Below are 18,779 nucleotides of genomic sequence, written 5' to 3'. Positions count from 1 at the left end.
CGGTGTGCGACAATGCTCGCCATGGCGCAGATTCGCTTGGCCCGGAGGGTACTGACAGAACTGGTCGCAGCAATAACCTTCCCGATTCTGCTGCTTTCTCTCCTTGTCGTCCCGGTAGCGGCCCCAGTGGTGGCAGAGGTAGACCGTTCACGAGCCCATTGGTGTGGCGCTGAGGTACTGCCGCTGAGGCCCGCTGCTCAGAGCTGGACGCGATGGGTGACACTCCGGCTGCGTTCAAAGTCGGTATGGAGAACCGACCTCCCTGTTTTCCTCGCCACGTTGCTCCTTTCCGCGCTTTCACTGTTGATTTCCTTCTTCGGGTTCATCGGCGCCGCCGCCTTGGTTTTCTCTCCCGTATTCTGGGCCTTTGGTATCGCAGCACAGGTCGGTCCTTTCACGCCGAAGTCAGTACAGCAAACCCTTCTGGCCGTGCCCGCAGGAATCGCTCTGGGTGCAGTCACCGTGAGTGCGTTGACCGGAGTTTCCCTTCTTCGTGACCTTCTCCTGCGCGCTTTCTCGAGAAGCCGGGACTCGGACCTGCTGGCGAAACTTGAGGAGCTCCGCAGCAGCAGGGCGTCCCTGACTGCGGCCTTCGAGATCGAGCGACAGCGAATCGAACGCGATCTGCACGACGGAGCCCAGCAGGAGCTCGTCGCCGTCGTCATGCGCCTTGGGATGCTGGAGGCGGCAGCCGCCGACCACGAGCGAACCGTGCAGTTGGCACGCCAGGCACAGGCCCATGCGGAACGCGCCCTGGAACGGCTGCGGGAAACGGTGCGTGACATCCACCCCCGTGAGCTGAGCGACCTCGGCCTCATCGCAGCTGTCCGGGAACTGGCTGCGCGATCACCCCTGAGTGTCGAGTTGACCAGCAATGGCGACGACTCTCAGCTTTCGTCGCCAACAGCGACGGCGGTATACTTCACGGTCTCCGAAGCTCTGACGAACATCGCGAAACATGCAGATATGGGCACCGCGCAGATCGACATGAAATGCGCTAAAACTGGCGTGAAAGTGCGCGTTCGTGACGACGGTGTCGGCGGTGCGAGAATCGACGCGGGTTCCGGACTCGCAGGACTGCGTGAGCGAATGCGGAGTGTCGGCGGGGATCTCGAAATCCTCAGCCCGGCCGGTGGCGGAACAGAGGTTACAGCGTCCGCCCCCAGCCAACCCCCATGGTAAATGAGACAGATTGAGCAACCCGATAGGGGCGGGCATGAGAATTGTCCTGGCGGACGACAGTGTGCTGATTCGTGCAGGTATCCGAGAAATCTTGGCCTCCAACGCCCATGATGTGATCCGCGAATGCGAAGACGCCGATGAGCTGGTGGCCGCTGTCGACGCATTGGCACATGCCGGGACCGCTCCAGACATCGTCATTACGGATGTTCGCATGCCACCGGGAAACACAGATGACGGGCTCCGTGCTGCGATCGATCTGCGCTCCCGGTACCGGGATCTGCCGGTGGTGGTCCTTTCCGCGTATGTCACGGGACCATACGTGCGAGAGCTCCTCAATGGGCCAGGCGCTGACGGAGCCGTCGGGTACCTGCTCAAGGAGAAAGTGGGAAGAATCGCAGACTTCCTACGGGCTCTCGAAACGGTCTCCAGGGGCGGAGTGGTGATCGACCCCGAGGTCGTCCGCCACGTCACGCGCGCTCACTCTCCCCAAGGGCCGCTTGCCCGACTCACCGCCCGCGAGCGAGAGGTGCTCGCCCTCATGGCTGAGGGGAGTTCCAACGCGGAGATCGCATCGAAGTTGTTCCTTTCGGGCGCTGCTGTCAGCAAGCATGTGGCGAATGTTTTCGCGAAGCTCGGCATGGCTCCCGGCGAAGACAACAGAAGAGTCAAGGCCATTCTCACCTGGTTTGAATACAATTGAATCGATGCCGATACCAGCCGGTGAGCGAGTCCCTGAACTTCTGGTACAGGCTCGAATCCGTCGACGTTGAGCCGGCCTTCTGCTCGAAGCAGTCTGTGCGGCGGCGGCGTGGTCCGGATGCATGAGGCGACCGCCGCACGCAACGAAGGCCGTCGTACGTCTCGTCTCCGGCCGCACCAAGGAGACCTGAGAATCGACCCTGACCAGGAGACACACGCCTCACCCGCTCTCAGTGAGCTGCTCAGGCCGGGGACATCAGTGTGCCCGAACCACGGAGCTCTTCTGGAAGTCGGCGCCGAACGCCTTCTCGATGCCGTTGATGACCGCGGAGTCGCTCACGATGAGGCCGAGTTCGCGGTTGTGGCCGAGCGAGTTGGCGGAGAAGTTCTCCGAGCCGGCGAACACCTTTGCTTCGGACGTGCCGTAGTCGGTGACGATCGCCTTGGCATGGATGTAGAAGCCGGTGGAACTCGTGTACGTGGTCACCTTGCCACCGGCGGCAGTGACCTTCGCCAGCTCCTTGCTGTACTTCGATGACTCGTTCTCGGCGACGACGCGAACCGCGACACCGCGCTTCGCATCCGCGACGACCGCGTTCACCAGCGTGGAGTCCTCGAACTCCTCCTCCTGGACATCCAGGCTGCGCTTCGCCCCCTTGACCAGGGCCAGCAGGCGGCTCTGCGAGTCGGTGGGCGACCAGACGAGGTCGGTGCCGTCGGACGGGGTGACGGCGGTCTTCGCGTAGTCGGCGTCGAAGACCTTCTCGACTGCCGCGACATCGGCCTTGTCTGAGTCGAAGACGCCGTAGTCACGTGAGGTCGCGTAGTACTTCGTGTCGAAGTTGCCGGTGCTGATGTACGACCTGGCGCCGTCGACAGTGATCGTCTTCTGGTGGGTGTAGACGTACGAGGAGGACGAGTACGTGACCCCGGCGCCGGCCGCGGACAGCGCCTTGTAGGCGGCGCCGTCGATGGACGCGTGCTGGGAGTCGAAGACCACGCGGACCTTCACGCCTGCCTTCTGCTTCTTGACCAGGTCGTCGACGAGGGTGGTGTCGCGCAACTCGTAGATCGTCACGTCGACCGATTTCTTGGCCGAGTTGACGAAGTCGTAGATCGCGCCCTCCTTCTGGTCCGGAAGGACCACGAGGGAGTAGGCGCTCGCGGCGTGGGCGGAGGCGGGCACGAGGGCACATACGGCGGCCAAGGCGCCTGCGGCCAGGGCGGGCATCAGACGGTGTGTGGGGTTCACCGGGGGCTCCTGACGTAGTCGAGGAAGCGCGCAACGCGCGTAGCACACCCAGTAGGACACAGCGCCAGGGTTCACTGAAGCTCAGTTGAACGAAAGGAGGGGCAGGGTTGAGCAAAGCGATACTTCACCCTCTCTTGGGTGTCAACTCCCTCGAAACATTGTGCAGATGGGGGCTTTCTGTCCGGTGCGTACGGGGTACCGGCCGTCGTCCTGTACGAACTCACCTGGGAGCCGGTGCGTGGCCGCAACCGGCCTTCACGGTGCCGGAAGCGGGTCCGCCGAGACCGGGCTCAGTCGCACCGTCGCCGCCGCGACGTTCTCCTCCGGGTGCGCGGTCGAGGACGTACCGGGGATCGGCGCCAGGGAGATCCTTTCAGTAAGCCTCCCTGGCTCACGAAACTGCCTGCTGCTGAAGAAGCACCGTAGCCCGGCGGCGTACCGTGGCCAGGTGGCAAACGAAGACCTGGGACGGACCCTGCGCCGCTTGCGCCGTCTGGCCTCCATGACTCAAGAACAACTGGCCGAGGGCTCCGGCGTGTCCGTCGATGTGATCCGTCAGCTTGAGCAGGGGCGTAAGCACTCGGCCCGCCTCCCTACGCTGCATGCTCTGGCGAACGGCCTCGGTGTGGAGCTGACCACGCTCCTGGGCGACCCGCCCGGGGTCTCCACCACCGGCGAGAACGACGGCCCTCTCCGAGCTGGTGGCCAATGCCGTGCAGCACGCCCGGCGGGAATCCATCCGCGTGGTGGTGGAGCGCACGGCCGTGCGGAGGGTCCGCGTGGCCGTCGCGGACTTCTCACGGGCGCGGCCCGTGGTGCGCGAGGCGGGCGACGGTGACGAGGAGGGGCGCGGCCTGTTACTGGTGACGGCGCCGGCGGCCGACTGGGGTACGGATGAGCGACGTTGGGGAAGGGTCGTGTGGGCGAACCTGGAGGGGCGCGGGTGACCGCCGGAGAATTCTCCGGCCGCAGTATGGCCCGAGCCCACCTGTCGCTGTTGACCGAGATGTTCGGCACGGACGGATGCCTGCGGATCGATACGGCCTCCGACACCGACACGACCGATTGGGGCCCAGTCCTCGCCCGCGCATGCCCGTTCTGCTGCGGCCGCCGGTGCATCCCGCTGGGCCGGCGCGCCGAGCCTTTCCGGCGGGGATCCGGGTCAGGATCGCCCCGGAGTCGCCGCGGGGCCGCCTGAACCAGCTGATCCGGCCGCTTCCAGGATGACGGTGCGCGCTGTCTGGATGAGGCGCTCCAGCGACAGAGCCGCTGTGGGCCGGACGCTGTACGTCATCAGCCGCAGGGCCTCGATCCGGGTCCGGTCCTCGACGGGAAGTCCCTGGGGGAGACCGGAGAACAGTTCGTGGCGCGGGCGGGAGTTGAGGTCCTCCGCCAATGTTTGAAGCGGCATTCCGCCCAGGACGTTCTGCGAGGTCGCGGGTGGTGCTGCGGCACGCTGGTCCTGGAGCTGGGCATGGATCGCCAGGCCGATGAGCGTGGTGGTGAGTGCTTCACCGGATTCCGTACTGATCTTCCAGGTGCGGAAGCGGTCATGGCGACCGGCGGCCGCGTCAGGGGCGTGAGCATCCCCAGCCCTGCGGATGCTTTCCGCGCATGCCCGGCACTCCCTCCACGCCTCCGGTGCTGCTTCGCTCGTCCCCATGAGGGCAGTGTGCCGGGGCGCTGCCGACTTGGGCAGCGCCCCGGTGGCTGCGTAGCTGGGAACGGGCCGCTGAGCCGACGACGTCCCGCGCGAGACTGCGCAAGCGTTCTCGCCCTGTTGTCGGGTGCGACGCTCAGGTCGCGCCGGAAGGCCGGTCAGCGTGCGTGCGGAGGATGACCGCCCCGGAGATCAGGCAGAGAGTCGGAGCCGGTCGTCGAGTGCGGTGCCGACGGCCGGGCAGTTCTTCCGGATGGTGTCGAGGAAGGCGTGCAGCACCGGGGAGTGGTCGCGGACCGTGAAGGACAGGACGAGATCGGGCAGGGGCGTGCGCGGGGTCACTTCACAGAACCGCGTCCCCGGACGGGGGACCGCCCTCATGCGGGACGGCCCCAGGCCGACGCCCACGCCGGAGGCGGCGAGGCCCATGATCGTGTGCACGTCCCTCGCGACGGTCGCACCGCCGAGAGCCGATGAGTCCGCGCCCAGAAGGGCACGCAGTCCGGCTACGACGGCGGGCTCGTCCTCGCCGGCGGAGACGATCAGCGGCTGTCGCCGCAACTGCTCGACGCTCACGGATGGTTGCCCCGCGTACGGGTGCACCGTACTCACCACGGCGATCACATGGTCGCGTCCGATAGGGACGGATACGAGACGCTCGGCCCCGGAGCCCCGTGGCGGGCCGAGAGTGATGGCCACATCCAGCTCCCCGGCGACGAGAGCGGTGCTGCTGCGGCCGGTCGACATCTCGTGCAGTTCCAGCCGCACATCGGGCCGTTCACGGCCGAACCGGCTCAGGACGCCCGGCAGCGGGTCGAGCAGCGCCGAGGCGATGAAGCCGAGGCGTAGCCGTCCCGTCTCGCCACGCGCGGCCCGGCCCGCGTCGACCGTGGCCGCGGCGATCTCGTCCAGCGCCCGGCGCGCCCGTACGAGAAACGCCTCGCCGGCGGCGGTCGGGAACACCCCCTGACGTGTGCGGTCGAACAGCCGGGCCCCGACCTCGCGCTCCAGATCGGCGATCTGCTTGGACAGCGGCGGCTGCGCGATGCCCAGCTCGCCCGCTGCCCGGCCGAAGTGTTCGTGAGCGGCGAGAGCAACCGCGTACCGCAGATGTCGCGCCTCCATGACCCCCCTCTACCCGTCGGCTGCCCTCTTCCGGCGATACCTCAGAGATATTGCCATGCCGCTTACCAGATCTAGGAATGGATGACGCTGAGGTTCCTGTCTGGAATGGAGCCATGAAGAACGCAACTCCGAGGACGGGCACCGTCTTCGTTCTCGTGCACGGCGCCTGGCACAGCTCCGCTCAGTGGTCGGCGACACAGCGTGCGCTGGCCGGTCTGGGCGCTGCGAGCCTGGCCGTCGACCTGCCGGGGCACGGTTTCGACGCACCCCTGCCCTCCGGCTACCTGCTGCCAGGCCAGCCCGGCCTGCTGACCGAGAAGTCACGGCTCGCCACCGTGACGTTGGACGACTGCGCCGAGGCGGTGCTGAGGGTCCTGCGCCAGGTACGCCACCACCGCACCGTCGTGCTCGTGGCGCACAGCGCGGGTGGCGGTCCCGCGTCCCTGGCCGCGGAGTGGGCGCCCGAACTGGTGGACCGGGTCGTCTACCTGTCCGCGTTCGTCCCGGCCGGCAGACCGCGGTTCTCCGACTACCTGGGCTCACCCGAGAACGCCACCGCGCTGGGCCAGAACCTGAACCTCGGCGACCCCGGGGCCCTGGGCGCCGTACGGATCAATCCGCTCTCACCGAGCCCCGCCTACCTCGACGAACTGCGGGAGACCCACTACCACGACACCCCCCTGGACCGCTTCGACCGGTGGCGGTCCGCGCTGAGCCCCGATCTGCCGCTGGCGATCCCGACGACTCCGGTCACCGTGACCGCAGCGCGGTGGGGGCGGCTCCCGCGCACCTTCCTGCGCTGCGCAGAGGACCGGGCGCTGGCACCGGCCGTGCAGGACCTGATGATCGCGGAAGCCGACCGGGCCTTCCCGCGCAACCCGTTCACCGTACATACGCTGCCCGGCAGCCACAGCCCGTTCGCCGCCAGGCCGGGTGAGCTCGCCGCGGTCCTGGCCTCGTGAGCGGTTCTCGCGTCGCGAGCGGTCCTCGCTCGGTGAGCAGGAACGGCGCGCGTCGGGTCAGTCCACGAGATCCGGCGCCCGCAGTACGGCCGAGGGGATGCCCCACGCGTCGACGAGGTCGACCGCGAGGGGGCGGACCTTGCGGCAGAGGGCGTTCACCTCACGGCTGATCGCCTTGGAACGCTGGACGGTCAGCCGCCCGTGCTCCATGAACCAGGCCCGGTCCGCCTCGATGGTCGACAGGGCGAACAGGTCGCAGAGGAGGGCGAGCACCGTCTTCTCGGCGCCTTCGGGCAGCGCCCGCACGCGGTTGACGAACGCCTCTGTCACCAGCCGCTCGACGTGCGCGCGGGCCAGTGCGATGACGTGGTCCTGCACTTCGGAGAAGACGGCGCCGGGATCATTCTTCTGGTCGATGCCGCGTTTGATCCGCCGGGCCAGGCCGGCGAGCATGTGCTGCTCGCGGAAGCGGACCATGGCGAGCTGGTACTCCGAGTCGAGCAGGCCGGCCTCCCGGTCCCACTCGTCGCCGCCGGGCAGCAGGTCCCGTACGCGTTCGAGCAGTTTGTGGGCCGACGTGCGCTCGATGACCGTCTCGACGGCGAGATTGGTGACATAGCGGACCGTGCCGAGCTGGTCGAGGTCCTCGAACTCGCTCGCGTGGTCGGTGAGCAGCCCCTTTGCCACGAGCTGCAGCAGGACATGGTTGTCGCCCTCGAAGGTGGTGAAGACATCGCTGTCGCTCTTGAGGGCGGCGAACCGGTTCACGGCGAGATAACCGGCGCCTCCGCACGCCTCGCGGCACTCCTGGACGACCCGGGTGGCGTGCCACGTCCCCAGTGCCTTGATACCCGCGGCCTGTGATTCCAGCCGGCGCCGCGCCTGCGCGTTGTCCTCGATGCCGGAGAAGACCTCGTGCAGCTGGGTACGTACCTCGTCCTGCGCGAAGTGCAGGGCGTACGTCCGGGCGATGAGCGGCAGCAGACGGCGCTGATGCAGGCCGTAGTCGAGGAGCACCTGCTCGCCGGTGTCCGGTGCGGCCTCGAACTGCCGTCGCTGTACGGCGTACTTCGTGGCGATCGTCAGGGCGACCTTGGCGACGCTGATGCCCGCACCTGCGACGCTGACCCTTCCCTGCACCAGAGTGCCGAGCATGGTGAAGAAGCGCCGGTTGGGATTGTCGATCCCGCTCTCGTAGACGCCCTCGGGCGTGACGTCGGCGAACCTGTTCAGCAGCGCCTCGCGTGGCACCCGCACGCCGTCGAACCAGATGCGGCCGTTGTCCACACCGTTGAGCCCCATCTTGCGGCCGTCGTCCTCGATCCGGACGCCGGGCACCGTCTTCCCGCCGGCGCGCAGGGGTACGACGAAGGCGTGCACGCCCTGGGAGTCGCCGCCCACCTCCAGCTGGGCGAAGACGACCGCCAGTTCGGCATGGCGGGCCGCGTTGCCGATGTAGTCCTTGCGCGCCTGGTCGTGGGGGGTGGTGATGACGAACTCCCGGCTCGCGGTGTCGTACCGCGCGACGGTGGAGAGCGCCTGGACGTTGGAGCCGTGCCCGGTCTCCGTCATCGCGAAGCAGCCCATGAGCTCCCCGGTGATCAGGTCCTGGAGGTAGGCGTCGTGGTGGCGTCCGGTGCCCAGTTGCAGGATCGCGCCGCCGAAGAGTCCGAACTGCACGCCGACCTTCACCAGGGCCGACAGATCGCCGAAAGCCATTGTCTCGAACGCGGCGATCGAGGCGCCGACATCGCCGCCCCCGCCGTACTCCGTGGGAAAGCCCATGCCGGTCTGGCCCGTCGCGGCCATCTTGACGACGACCTCACGCACCCGCTCACGGAAGGCGTCGATGCCGAGCTCGTCGGCCTCTTCGAGGAGGGAGGCGTACGTCGTCAGATTGGTGCGGACGAGGTCGCGGATCCCGGCGTACTCGCCGTCGAGTACGCCGGTCAGCGAGGAGACGTCGATCTCGGGCTGCACGTAACCGGTCTCAGGAGTGGAAGCGTTCTCGGGGGCCATGCCACTCCGCTACCCCGCCCTCGGGTGATCAACCAGGAACGAGCTGGTGGCAGAGGCATGGGGGGAGGAGGGGAGCCGGCCGGAACCGGAGCCTTCCCCTCCCCGCCCCGCTCGATTCAGCGTGCGGAAGCCGGTCGTGCCGCTGCCGGCTTCGGCAGTGTGCAGCCCGCGGCCGACAGGTTGAGTTTGTTGCCCGTCGTGAAGCAGGCGGGTATGCCGTACGTCTCCTCGGCGTATCCGATCCCCTCGCGGACGGTGACGGCACCCTGCTCGTTCACCTCGCAGGGGTTGTCGAGCGTGCAGCGCTCACCGCTCTCGTTGATGGTGTTGTTGACCGCCGTGACCTGCCCGGTCGTCGTGTCGATGACCGGGGAGCCCGAGGTGCCTCCGATGACCTGGCACTGCGGGGTGTAGCGGACGGAGTCCTTCCAGGTCCACTGGTCTTCCTTGAGGCGGTACGCGAATCCGTCGACGGAGCAGGAGTAGACCCGCTTCCAGTAGCCGGAGACCACGTTGATCGCGTGCCCCTGCACCGGGTGGCCGGCGGACAGGGTCAGCGGCGCGATTCCGGTGGACTGCTGTATCTGGGCGTAGGTCTTGGTCAGTTGGTAGAGCGTGACGTCCGTGTCGGTCATCGTCGAGTAGACGACCTTGTTCGCCTTGAGCGTTCCGGCTGTGCCCGCCGAGGCGTTGAGCAGGGTGAAGCTGCGGGTGGAGGACTGGCCGGTGATGACCTGACCCGCGCTCGGGAAGCCGGTTTCCAGACAGTGGCCGTTCGTCAGGACCAGGCCCGGGTCCGAGGCCTGCGAGTTCGGCATGCGGATCAGGGAGCCCGAGCAGTTGCTGAGCGCCACGGTGCCCGCGAAGGAGGCGGCTGCCGCCTTGGCGGGCGCGGTGGCGGGGTGCGCGGCGGTGGGGGTTGTCCCGTCCGCTCCGGCGGGTGCTGCGGCTGCCGTGCCCGTGGTGCCCGCGAGGGCGGCGGCACCGAGGGTCACGGCGGTGAGGGTGGCGAGGAGAGGCTTGCGCATGGTGGTGGTCGGTCCTCTCGGTTCGGCCCCGGGAGCCCGGTGGCCCCCGGACGGCGAAGGGTGACCGCATTGTCGGCGTACAAACAATGTCTCCGCTACCCCACCACCACGTCCTGGCTCTTTCTGCTCCCTTGACGGCTGCCGTACCGGGACTCTCTTCCTCACCCCCGGCCTCCCCGGGGGAGGCCGCAGCACGGCGGGCGGGCCGGCCACGGGCACCGTCACACCGGCCGTGGCCGTCGTGCGCGCGATCCGTGGTTGCCCCCACCAACTACTCGCCGTGCTGCGCTCGCTGGGATGCTGGGATCAGCTGCCGTCGCCCACCGGCTCCAGTACGAAGACCGGGATCACCCGGTCCGTCTTCGTCTGGTACTCGGCGTAGTCCGGCCAGACCTCGACCGCGCGGGACCACCACAGCTCCCGCTCGGCGCCCACGGCCTCGCGGGCCGCCATGTCCTGCCGTACGCCGCCGTCCTGCAGCTCCACCTGCGGGTGTGCGGCCACGTTGAAGTACCAGGTGGGGTGGGTGGGCGCACCGCCCTGCGAGGCCACCACGGCGTACGTCCCGCCGTGCTCCACCCGCATCAGCGGGGTCTTGCGGATCTTGCCGCTCCTGGCCCCGAGGGTGGTGAGGACGACAACGGGCACACCCTTCATGGTCGTTCCCTCGGTGCCCCCGGAACTCTCGTACAACGCGACCTGGTCGCGCACCCACTGGTCCGGGCTCGGCTGGTATTCGCCGCTGAGAGGCATGCTGTTCTCGTCTCACTAGCAGAGGGCCCGGAGCGGCTGACCTGGTGTCAGCCCGCTCCGGGCCCTCGGTCGGATCTGCCGCCCTCATGATTCACCACGGGACGCCACGCCGGTAGCGGGCGGCGTGGCGCCGGGGGAGTCCGCCGGAGGCAGCGGCTCACAGGAGTCGCTTGCGGCCCCAGAAGATGACGAAGGTGACGATGGCGGCGGTGGCGGCGAGCATGATGCCTGCTCCGAGCCACTGCATCGTGTGCATCTGGGACAGGGGGAGGTAGTCCATGGAGTAGCCGATGACGTGCTTGGACTCCAGGCAGGCGGTGTGCGCCTTGTCGTTGTCGATCTTGTCGAGGCAGGCGGTCCAGTCCAGGCGGCCTCCGGAGCTGGTGAGGAAGTAGGTGCCCTGGCCCTGCTGCACCGCCTCGGCGGGCAGCTTCGGCTGGGGGGCGTCGGGGCCGACGCCCTTGTCGGTGCTGACCGACAGCACATGCCCGAGGCTCAGCCGGAACCGGTCCCAGACGACCCCGATCGCCACCACGATGCCAAGGGTGACCACCATCGACACCAGCGTGCGGCGCAGCAGCATGCCGACCGCCACGCCCACGGCGAACGTGAGCAGCGCGTAGGCCACCGGCAGGACCCAGGTGACGTCGAAGAACGCGCCGCTGGTCCAGTCCAGCGTGTTGTCGACTCCCTTGACCGGCCCCCACCACCAGGTGAACACCACGGCGAGCACGGCGGTGGACAGCGCGATCAGCACGGCGGGGATGGTGAGCTTCGCGGCGAGCCACCGCAGCCGGCTGACGGACTGCGAGGTCACCAGCTTGGCGGTGCCGGACTCCAGATCGCCCGCGATGAGCGGGGCGCCGAGCAGGACGCCCGTCAGAAGAGGGACGTAGCCCAGATAGCCCCCGAAGCTGAACAGTCGGGTGGAGTACTCCTCAAGACCGGACGGCGGGCTGCCGTGCTTCTGCGGTGCCGAGTCCAGGAAGTCCACCAGTTGCCCGCGCAGCCAGACCATGGCGATCACGGCCAGGAGGGTGAGGCCGATGAGGGTCCAGAACGCGGCGCGGTGCTGGCGCCAGACGAGCCAGACCGGGCCGCCGAGCCGGGGACCGGTACGCCGGGGAGCGCGGCCGTTCCGCGGGCGGCCGGTGGGCGTCGGGCGGGCCGGGCCCTGGGTGAGCGTGGTCATGCGGTCACAGCCTTCTGGCGGTCGCGGGTGATGATGTCGTGGATGTCGCCGACGCGGGCGCTGGGGGCGATCAGCGCGGGCGCGTCGGGTGAGCGCAGATAGCCGAGCAGAAGCTCTTCCAGGGTGGGGGGCTCGGCCCGCCCGCCGTACTCGGTCCGGCCGTCGCGCCGCACCAGGAGGCCCGGACGGCCTTCGTCGCTGCGGGACTCGATCACCGTATGCGGGGCGACTGCGGGGAACGAGCCGCCGTCCGGGGCCAACAGGGCGTGTGCGGAACGCAGTTCGTCCACGCTGCCGGCGAGACGCAGCCCGCCGTTGGTGATGACGAGCAGGTAGTCGCAGATGTTCTCCAGCTCGGCGAGCATGTGTGAGGAGACGAGCACCGTCGTACCGTGCTCGGCGGCCTCCGCGGTCAGGGTGGCCATCAGCTCACGGCGTACCAGCGGGTCCAGATCGGACATCGGCTCATCGAGGATGAGCAGATCCGGGCGCTTTCCGAACGCCAGTGCGAAGGCGACACGGGTGCGCTGCCCGCCGGACAGCGTTCCGGTCTTCGCTTCCAGCGGTACCTGTCCCGCGGCGACGATGCTCTCCGCGACCTCCTGGTCCCAGCGGGGATTGAGCTCGTGGCCGAGCCGCAGGGTCTCGGCCACGGTGAAGCGCTTGAACAGCGGCTTCTCCTGGGTGAGGAACGCGGTACGCAGGACCGCCTCCGTCGACCCCGGCTCCGTGCCGAACACCCGCAGGGCGCCGGTCGTCGGCCGGATCATGTGGGTGGCCAGGCCCATCAGAGTGCTCTTGCCGGCGCCGTTGGGGCCGACCAGGCCGCAGACCCGTCCGGTCGGCAGCCGGAAGGAGACGTCCCGCAACGCCCAGCCGCGCCGGTACTTCCTGCCGAGGCCATGGGCCTCGATCGCCGACTCACCGGCGGGGTGCCCGTACCCCGTTCCACTTCCGTGGTGTGTCTGCGTATGGTCCATGTGTGGCTCCTGTGCGGGTCGCGGGTGGGGAACGGCCGTGGTGCACGCAGATGAGGGATGCACTGGATGGGGAACGCCGTCCGGTGGACACCACTCTTCTCCACCGGGTCCCGCGACGGATCGGGCGAAAGACAGATCCTTGCCGGCCGGCTGCGACTTTCGGCCGGTCGGCAGGGGGAACGACGAAAGAGATGGCGAAGGCGATGAACGGCACGGCCCCACCCATGGCCACCGGAGGGAAGGGGCGTGAGCGGATCATGCCCGTCACGGCGTGGCTGCTGCTGTTCCTGTGCCTGGCCGGGCTCGTCCCGCTGGACCTGGCGGGCGGCTTCTACGTGATCGACAGCTACGCCCACGCCAAGCCGTTCGTCGTGCTGCCGGCCGTCGTTCTCGTCGCTGCCTCGCCCCGGCTGGGCCGCCGGGCACTGCCGGTGGCCGCCTGCGTACTGGCGTGCCTCTCCCTGGGCCTCTCCGTCCTGTTCAGCCTCAGGACGGCGCCGGCCTCGCAGCCCCTGGGGTTCGCCGAACCGGCGGCGCTGGTGTGGCTGCTGCTGGTCGTCGCCCGACGGGGACAGCCCTCGTGGACGACGGCGGCCGTTCCGTTGCTGTTCATGGCGATCGTGGTGCGGCCGGTGTCGGTCTCGGTGCGGCAGTCCACCACCATCATGGCGCTGTTCTTCGCCCTGGCGGCTGTCATGGCGCTGGGGATCGGCCTCGGGATGCGCCTGCTCCTGGAGGACCGGCGGCGGCGGGCGGCGGCCCTGCGGCTGGAGCAGCGTACGGAGTTCGCCAGGGACCTGCACGACTTCGTCGCCCACCATGTCACCGGCATCGTGGTCCAGGCACAGGGAGCCCAGGCGATAGCGGACCGGAAGCCCGAACTGGTGCCACCCGCGCTCCAGCGGATCGAACAGGCCGGCTCGGAGGCGCTGACCTCCATGCGGCACATGGTGGGGATGCTGCGCGATGCCGAGGGCGAAGTGACCCTGACGCCGCTGGCAGGGCTGGGTGAAGTACGTACGCTCGTCGAGGAGTTCTCGGCCGTCGGCGGCGCCCACGCCCGGCTGGAGCTGGAGGGGAGCTTCGGCGATCTGCCGGTCGAGGTCTCCACGACCGCGCACCGGGTGGTGATGGAGGCCCTCACCAACGTACGCAAACACGCCCACGGCTGCACCGAAGTGCGGGTGCGCGTGGACCGCACGGGAGACCGGATCACCGTACGGATCAACGACGACGGACGGCCGCGTCATGTCTCCCACAGCGGTTTCGGGCTGAAGGGTCTGGACGAGCGGGTGGGCCTGATCGGCGGAGAGATCCAGGCAGGCCCGGTGACGGGCGGCGGCTGGGGCGTCGAGGCGACGCTCCCGGTCGCCACGGCAGGGGTGGCGGCGTCATGACGATCCGGGTGCTGATCGCGGACGACCAGGCCATGGTCCGTGCCGGGTTCGCGATGATCCTCGCGGCTGAGGACGACATCGACGTCGTCGCGGAGGCCACGGACGGGGTGCACGCCGTGGAACTCACCGAGCGCCACCGGCCCGACGTGGTGCTGATGGACATCCGTATGCCCCGGATGGACGGTCTTGAGGCGCTGCGCAGACTGACCCGCCCCGGCACCGTGAATCCGCCGAAGGTCGTGGTGGTCACGACGTTCGACGACGAGGAGTATGTGCAGCGCGCCCTGAGCGAGGGCGCGTCCGGTTTCCTGATCAAGGACTCGGGCCCGGCCCTGCTGGTCGAGGCCATCAGGGCCGCCGCCTCCGGCGAGGCCCTGGTGAGCCCGGCCATCACCGTCCGGCTGCTGCGCCGCCTCAGCGAGTCCGCGCCCGCCGCCCGGGAGCCGCACACCTCGCTCTCGGCGCGGGAGAAGGACCTGGTACGTCTGGTGGCCAGAGGGCTGACCAACGCCGAGATCGCCACCGGGCTGTCCATCTCGGTGGGCACGGTGAAGACCCACCTCGGCAATGTGCAGAGCAAGCTCTCGGCCCGTAACCGCGTGGAGGTCGCGGCCTGGGCCTGGGAGTCCGGCCTGGTCGAAGGGCGGAGGTAGGCCCTCCGGTCAAGGCGCGGGGCAGGGCCTCCCGGACGGTCGAGGGGCGGGGGAGGCCCTCCGGTCGAGGGGCGGGGCAGGCCCTCCCTGACGGTCGGAGGGCGGGCCGGGCCCTCCCGGACGGGCCGGGCCCGGCCCGTCAGCGTGTCAGGCCGGAGTTGAGGCGGGCCGCCTGGCGTGTCAGATGGTCCCGTTCGGCGAGGTTCGACGCCGTACGGGCCGCCTCCGCGTACAGCCGTGCCGCCTCCGCCGTATCGCCGTCCCGCTCATGGAGGTACGCCGCCACGGCGGACCGGCGGGGCAGTGATTCGTCCAGCTCCCTGAGGGCTGCCAGGCCGGCGCGCGGCCCGTCGGCCTCGCCCACGGCCACCGCGCGGTTGAGCCGGACGACCGGGCTGTCGGTCAGGTGTGCCAGCTCGTCGTACCACTCGACGATCTGCACCCAGTCCGTCTCCCCGGCGGTCGGCGCGTCGGCGTGGAGAGCCGCGATGGCGGCCTGCGCCTGGAACTCGCCCAGCCGGTCCCGGGCCAGGGCCGCCTGCAGAATCCCGACGCCCTCCGCGATCGACCGGGTGTCCCACCGGGTACGGTCCTGCTCGGCGAGCGGCACCAGGCTGCCGTCCGGCGCGGTCCGGGCGGCGCGCCGGGCATGGTGGAGCAGCATCAGGGCGAGCAGGCCCGCCACCTCGGGGTGGTCGATGGCGGCCGCGAGCTGCCGGGTGAGCCTGATGGCCTCGGACGCGAGGTCGACCTCGCCCGAGTAGCCCTCGTTGAAGACCAAATAGAGGACGCGCAGCACGGTGGCGACATCGCCGGGACGGCCGAACCTTCCCCGGGCGCCCGGCCCCGCTCCACCGGCGGGGACCCCCTGGCCGGAGACGGTGCGCTTGGCCCGGCTGATGCGCTGCGCCATGGTCGCCTCGGGCACCAGATAGGCATCGGCGATCTGGCGGGTGGTCAGCCCGCCGACCGCGCGCAGGGTGAGCGCGACCGCCGACGACGGGGTCAGCGCCGGGTGGGCGCACAGGAAGTAGAGGTAGAGCGTGTCGTCCACCGCGGACGTGGGTCCGGGCGGTGGTTCCTCGTGTACGGAGTCCTCACGCCTGCGGCGGGCGGTGTCCGCCCGTGTCGCGTCGAGGAACCTGCGCCAGGCGACGGTGACCAGCCAGCCCTTCGGATCCCTCGGTGGGTCGGCCGGCCAGCTGCGGACCGCCTCGACCAGCGCGTCCTGCACGGCGTCCTCGGCCGCCGCGAAGTCGGCTCCGCGGCGGACGAGGATCCCGAGCACGCTCGGTGTGAGGCTCCGGAGCAGGGCCTCGTTCACCTGTTCTGTCACTCCGTGATGGTGGGCGGCTCGGTCAGGAACGGGCGCAGCTCCAGCCACTCGTGGATCGGCTTCCCGCCCGCCCCGGGAGCGGCCGACAGCTCCCCGGCCAGCTCGATCGCGCGCTCCTGGCTGTCGACGTCGATCACCATCCAGCCCGCGATGAGGTCCTTGGTCTCCGCGAACGGGCCGTCGGTGACCGGCGGGCGCCCCTCGCCGTCGTACCGGACGAACATCCCGTCGGGTGCCAGCGCCTGACCGTCGACGAACTCGCCGGTCCCCTCCAGGCGGTCCGCGAAGTCCTGCATGTACTTCACATGGGCCGTGATCTCATCGGGCGTCCACTGGTCCATGGGGATGTTGTTGACCGACGCCGGGGCGCCTCGGTAGTGCTTGAGCAGCAAGTACTTGGCCATGGTGGTTCTCCTCGGTGCTGGTGCGGCCTGTTTCGGCTGCGTTCATAGCGGGGACGGAGCCGGTCACGCGTTCTCGACATCGCCGCCGGATTTTTTTCCGGATCCGGTCCGAAGCCGGAGTGGGCGGCTTTCCAGGACCGGCAGCCACCGGGCGGCCGAGCCGGGAGAATGCCTCGGGTGCGACTTTACGGTCTGCGGGTCCGGGTCTCATGGCGGCGGGCCCGGCGGACCGGACGGGGAGGGCCGCGGGCCCCTCCGGGAGGGGACCGCGCCCGGGTGGCCCCTCTCTGCGCCGGGTGTTATGTCCCGGTATCGTCCAGTGGGTCAGCGGGTGAGGAGGGCCGGTCGCGGGCCGTGGCCGGCGCGGGCATGAGGAGCGCGGATGTACGGACCGAAAGCACTCCGGGCGGCCGCGGCCGCGGCCCTTGTCGTGGGACTCGCTGTGGGCTGTTCGACCGGTGGTGGTGGCGGTGGTACATCCCGTTCCGTCCTCACCGGGAAGAGCGGGGCGGCCGGACGGGTGCTCGCCGTGAAGGTCGACAATGTGCGCGCCGCCAGACCGCAGACCGGGCTCAACGACGCCGACCTCGTGTACGCCATCGAGGTCGAAGGCGGGCTCTCGCGGCTCATGGCCGTCTATGACAGCGGCCATCTGCCCCCGACGGTGGGGCCGGTCCGCAGCGCGCGGGAGACCGACCTCCAGCTGCTCGCCGCGTACGACAGGCCCGCGCTCGCCTTCTCCGGAGCCCAGAGCAGACTGCTGCCCGTGCTCAGGAGCTCGGACATCGTCGTCCGCACCGGCACCGGCGCGTTCTTCCGCGACCCGGCCCGGCCTGCCCCGCACAACGAGTACGTCCGTACGAAGGGCCTCGCCGACGGCGCCGGAGTGGCCCGGGACATCGGGCTGCGCTTCGCCTCGAAGGCGCCCGGTGGCGGTCGGCAGGCGCCCGCCACATCGGTTTCGATGCCCTCCGCCGCCTTCACCTTCAGATGGGACGCGCCGCGGTACCGGGTCGTCATGGACGGCTCGGACTCCCCCTGGACCGCCGACAACGTCCTCATCCAGCGGGTCCGGGTCAAGGAGTCCCGCTTCCACAGCCGTACGGGGTACGTCCCGTTCTCGGAGACGGTCGGCAGCGGCTCCGGTGTGGTGCTGCGGGACGGGCGTGCGTACGACGTGCACTGGAGCAGGCCCACGTCCGGCGCCGGGACGACGTACACGCATGACGGCCGGACCCTGCCGCTGCGGCCTGGCAGGACCTGGATCGTGCTCGCACCCGCCTGACAGCCCGGTTCCTCAGGGCCTGCCGGTGACGCCGAGCAGCCGCGCCGCCGCCGACCGGGCCGACGCCAGGGCCGCCCGGCGGTCGGCGCCCCGCTGGCCCAGTGCCACCCGGGTGCTCAACCCGTCGAGCAGCGCCAGGAGTTCACCGGCGCGGCCCGGTACGTCGTCCACCGCGAAGCGGTGCTCCGCCACACCCCTGGAGAGGACCGCCTCAAGGTCCTCCTGCCAGCCGTGGTCCAGCTCCTCCTGGGCGGTACGCAGCTGTTCGTCCGAGCCGGCGCGCGCCCACAGCTCGATCCAGAGCATCCAGCGCGGGTCCCGCGGACCCTTGGGCAGATACAGCTGGAGGAAGCGGTCGAGCCGGCGCGGCGCGGCGGTGCGGCCCGCGAGCAGCGTCCTGCGTTCCCCGGTGAGCGCGTCCTCGCTCCAGCGCAGCGCCTCAAGGAGGAGCCGGTCCTTGCTGCCGAAGTAGTACAGGATGTGGCCGCCGCTGGTCCCCAGGCGTTCGGCGAGCGCGGACATGGTGAGTGCGGCGAGCCCGTTCTCGGCGATGGCCGTCATGGCCTCTTCGAGCATCCGGTCCCGTGCGATCCGCCCGTCCTTGCGATGTGCCACTTCCGCCCCGCTCACGCTGGTCTGCTCCGGACACCGACGACCCTATCCCCGGCCGGGGGCCGTCAAGTCGGCCGGAGGTCTTGACGTTCCACCGGTGCGGGGCGCATCTTGAATGCCGTTCTAACACTTAGAACGGCATTCAAAGTGTGGCCGCGGAAAACGGAGGCTCGTATGGCGCGACAACCGACGGACGTCACCGACCGGAGCGCACGGCCGGGCGACGCGCCGGGCGAACCG

At 69.6% G+C, this 18,779-nt stretch carries 18 protein-coding genes and 1 pseudogene; 8 read left to right on the top strand and 11 right to left on the bottom strand.

The features are described from left to right. Nucleotides 1-21 precede the first annotated feature (21 nt). Nucleotides 22-1,182: a sensor histidine kinase gene (locus ACWGKJ_RS16545; RefSeq protein ID WP_385029382.1), complete on the top strand. Its 1,161-nt coding sequence runs from the start codon at nt 22-24 to the stop codon at nt 1,180-1,182. A 34-nt stretch (nt 1,183-1,216) separates the two neighbouring features. After that, nucleotides 1,217-1,882, top strand: a complete 666-nt coding sequence (locus ACWGKJ_RS16540) for a LuxR C-terminal-related transcriptional regulator (protein ID WP_385029385.1) — start codon at nt 1,217-1,219, stop codon at nt 1,880-1,882. 255 nt (nt 1,883-2,137) lie between these two features. Here the strand turns inward: ACWGKJ_RS16540 and ACWGKJ_RS16535 are convergent, their stop codons facing one another. Further along, a complete protein-coding gene (locus ACWGKJ_RS16535) occupies nt 2,138-3,133 on the bottom strand; it encodes a phospholipase D-like domain-containing protein (protein ID WP_385029388.1) in 996 nt (331 codons plus the stop codon). A 448-nt stretch (nt 3,134-3,581) separates the two neighbouring features. Between ACWGKJ_RS16535 and ACWGKJ_RS16530 the strand changes: the two are divergent. Further along, nucleotides 3,582-3,863: pseudogene (locus ACWGKJ_RS16530) on the top strand (helix-turn-helix domain-containing protein); the annotation flags it as partial. Next, nucleotides 3,835-4,080 (top strand): ATP-binding protein, encoded by a 246-nt coding sequence (locus tag ACWGKJ_RS16525; protein WP_453315756.1) that lies wholly within the window; start codon nt 3,835-3,837, stop codon nt 4,078-4,080. The pseudogene ACWGKJ_RS16530 and the gene ACWGKJ_RS16525, both read left to right, overlap by 29 nt. Before the next feature lie 215 nt (nt 4,081-4,295). On the opposite strand, the gene ACWGKJ_RS16520 is transcribed toward ACWGKJ_RS16525, so the two are convergent. Continuing rightward, the gene (locus tag ACWGKJ_RS16520) at nt 4,296-4,796 is read right to left on the bottom strand and encodes a hypothetical protein (protein WP_385029394.1); all 501 of its coding nucleotides are present in this window, start codon (nt 4,794-4,796) and stop codon (nt 4,296-4,298) included. A 189-nt stretch (nt 4,797-4,985) separates the two neighbouring features. Continuing rightward, on the bottom strand, nt 4,986-5,918 hold the full coding sequence (locus ACWGKJ_RS16515; protein ID WP_385029397.1) for a LysR family transcriptional regulator: 933 nt from the start codon (nt 5,916-5,918) through the stop codon (nt 4,986-4,988). Nucleotides 5,919-6,031: 113 nt separating this feature from the next. Between ACWGKJ_RS16515 and ACWGKJ_RS16510 the strand changes: the two genes are divergently transcribed. Beyond that, nucleotides 6,032-6,880, top strand: a complete 849-nt coding sequence (locus ACWGKJ_RS16510; RefSeq protein WP_385029400.1) for an alpha/beta hydrolase — start codon at nt 6,032-6,034, stop codon at nt 6,878-6,880. Between the two features lie 57 nt (nt 6,881-6,937). On the opposite strand, the gene ACWGKJ_RS16505 is transcribed toward ACWGKJ_RS16510, so the two are convergent. The 5 genes from ACWGKJ_RS16505 to ACWGKJ_RS16485 all read right to left on the bottom strand — a co-directional run bounded on the left by ACWGKJ_RS16505 (nt 6,938) and on the right by ACWGKJ_RS16485 (nt 12,852). Beyond that, nucleotides 6,938-8,899 (bottom strand): acyl-CoA dehydrogenase family protein, encoded by a 1,962-nt coding sequence (locus ACWGKJ_RS16505; protein ID WP_385029403.1) that lies wholly within the window; start codon nt 8,897-8,899, stop codon nt 6,938-6,940. Nucleotides 8,900-9,015: 116 nt separating this feature from the next. Then, a complete protein-coding gene (locus ACWGKJ_RS16500; RefSeq protein ID WP_385029406.1) occupies nt 9,016-9,927 on the bottom strand; it encodes a S1 family peptidase in 912 nt (303 codons plus the stop codon). A gap of 306 nt (nt 9,928-10,233) precedes the next feature. After that, nucleotides 10,234-10,680, bottom strand: coding sequence for a nitroreductase family deazaflavin-dependent oxidoreductase (locus tag ACWGKJ_RS16495; RefSeq protein ID WP_385029409.1), 447 nt, complete (start codon nt 10,678-10,680; stop codon nt 10,234-10,236). A gap of 157 nt (nt 10,681-10,837) precedes the next feature. Beyond that, on the bottom strand, nt 10,838-11,872 hold the full coding sequence (locus ACWGKJ_RS16490) for an ABC transporter permease (protein WP_385029412.1): 1,035 nt from the start codon (nt 11,870-11,872) through the stop codon (nt 10,838-10,840). Continuing rightward, complete coding sequence (locus ACWGKJ_RS16485; protein ID WP_385029415.1) at nt 11,869-12,852, bottom strand: ABC transporter ATP-binding protein; 984 nt, start codon at nt 12,850-12,852, stop codon at nt 11,869-11,871. Before ACWGKJ_RS16485 ends, ACWGKJ_RS16490 begins: the two co-directional genes overlap by 4 nt. Nucleotides 12,853-13,043: 191 nt before the next feature. On the opposite strand from ACWGKJ_RS16485, the gene ACWGKJ_RS16480 reads away from it, so the two are divergent. Beyond that, a complete protein-coding gene (locus ACWGKJ_RS16480; RefSeq protein WP_385029418.1) occupies nt 13,044-14,249 on the top strand; it encodes a sensor histidine kinase in 1,206 nt (401 codons plus the stop codon). Then, a complete protein-coding gene (locus ACWGKJ_RS16475; RefSeq protein ID WP_385029421.1) occupies nt 14,246-14,902 on the top strand; it encodes a response regulator in 657 nt (218 codons plus the stop codon). The genes ACWGKJ_RS16480 and ACWGKJ_RS16475 overlap by 4 nt, the downstream gene beginning before the upstream one ends. A 139-nt stretch (nt 14,903-15,041) precedes the next feature. Here ACWGKJ_RS16475 and ACWGKJ_RS16470 read toward each other — a convergent pair whose 3' ends face one another. After that, nucleotides 15,042-16,226, bottom strand: coding sequence for an RNA polymerase sigma factor (locus tag ACWGKJ_RS16470; protein ID WP_385029430.1), 1,185 nt, complete (start codon nt 16,224-16,226; stop codon nt 15,042-15,044). An 8-nt stretch (nt 16,227-16,234) separates the two neighbouring features. Beyond that, nucleotides 16,235-16,642 carry a YciI family protein gene (locus tag ACWGKJ_RS16465; RefSeq protein ID WP_385029424.1) on the bottom strand — a complete coding sequence of 136 codons (408 nt, stop codon included), beginning with the start codon at nt 16,640-16,642 and terminating at the stop codon, nt 16,235-16,237. A gap of 382 nt (nt 16,643-17,024) precedes the next feature. Here ACWGKJ_RS16465 and ACWGKJ_RS16460 point away from each other — a divergent pair, with 382 nt between their 5' ends. Further along, the gene (locus tag ACWGKJ_RS16460; RefSeq protein WP_385029427.1) at nt 17,025-17,927 is read left to right on the top strand and encodes a DUF3048 domain-containing protein; all 903 of its coding nucleotides are present in this window, start codon (nt 17,025-17,027) and stop codon (nt 17,925-17,927) included. Nucleotides 17,928-17,939: 12 nt separating this feature from the next. On the opposite strand, the gene ACWGKJ_RS16455 is transcribed toward ACWGKJ_RS16460, so the two are convergent. Beyond that, on the bottom strand, nt 17,940-18,503 hold the full coding sequence (locus ACWGKJ_RS16455) for a TetR/AcrR family transcriptional regulator (RefSeq protein WP_385029433.1): 564 nt from the start codon (nt 18,501-18,503) through the stop codon (nt 17,940-17,942). Nucleotides 18,504-18,779: the final 276 nt, after the last annotated feature.

The organism is Streptomyces sp. NPDC054757, assembly GCF_053612185.1.
This window is presented reverse-complemented; position numbering and strand designations above follow the sequence as displayed.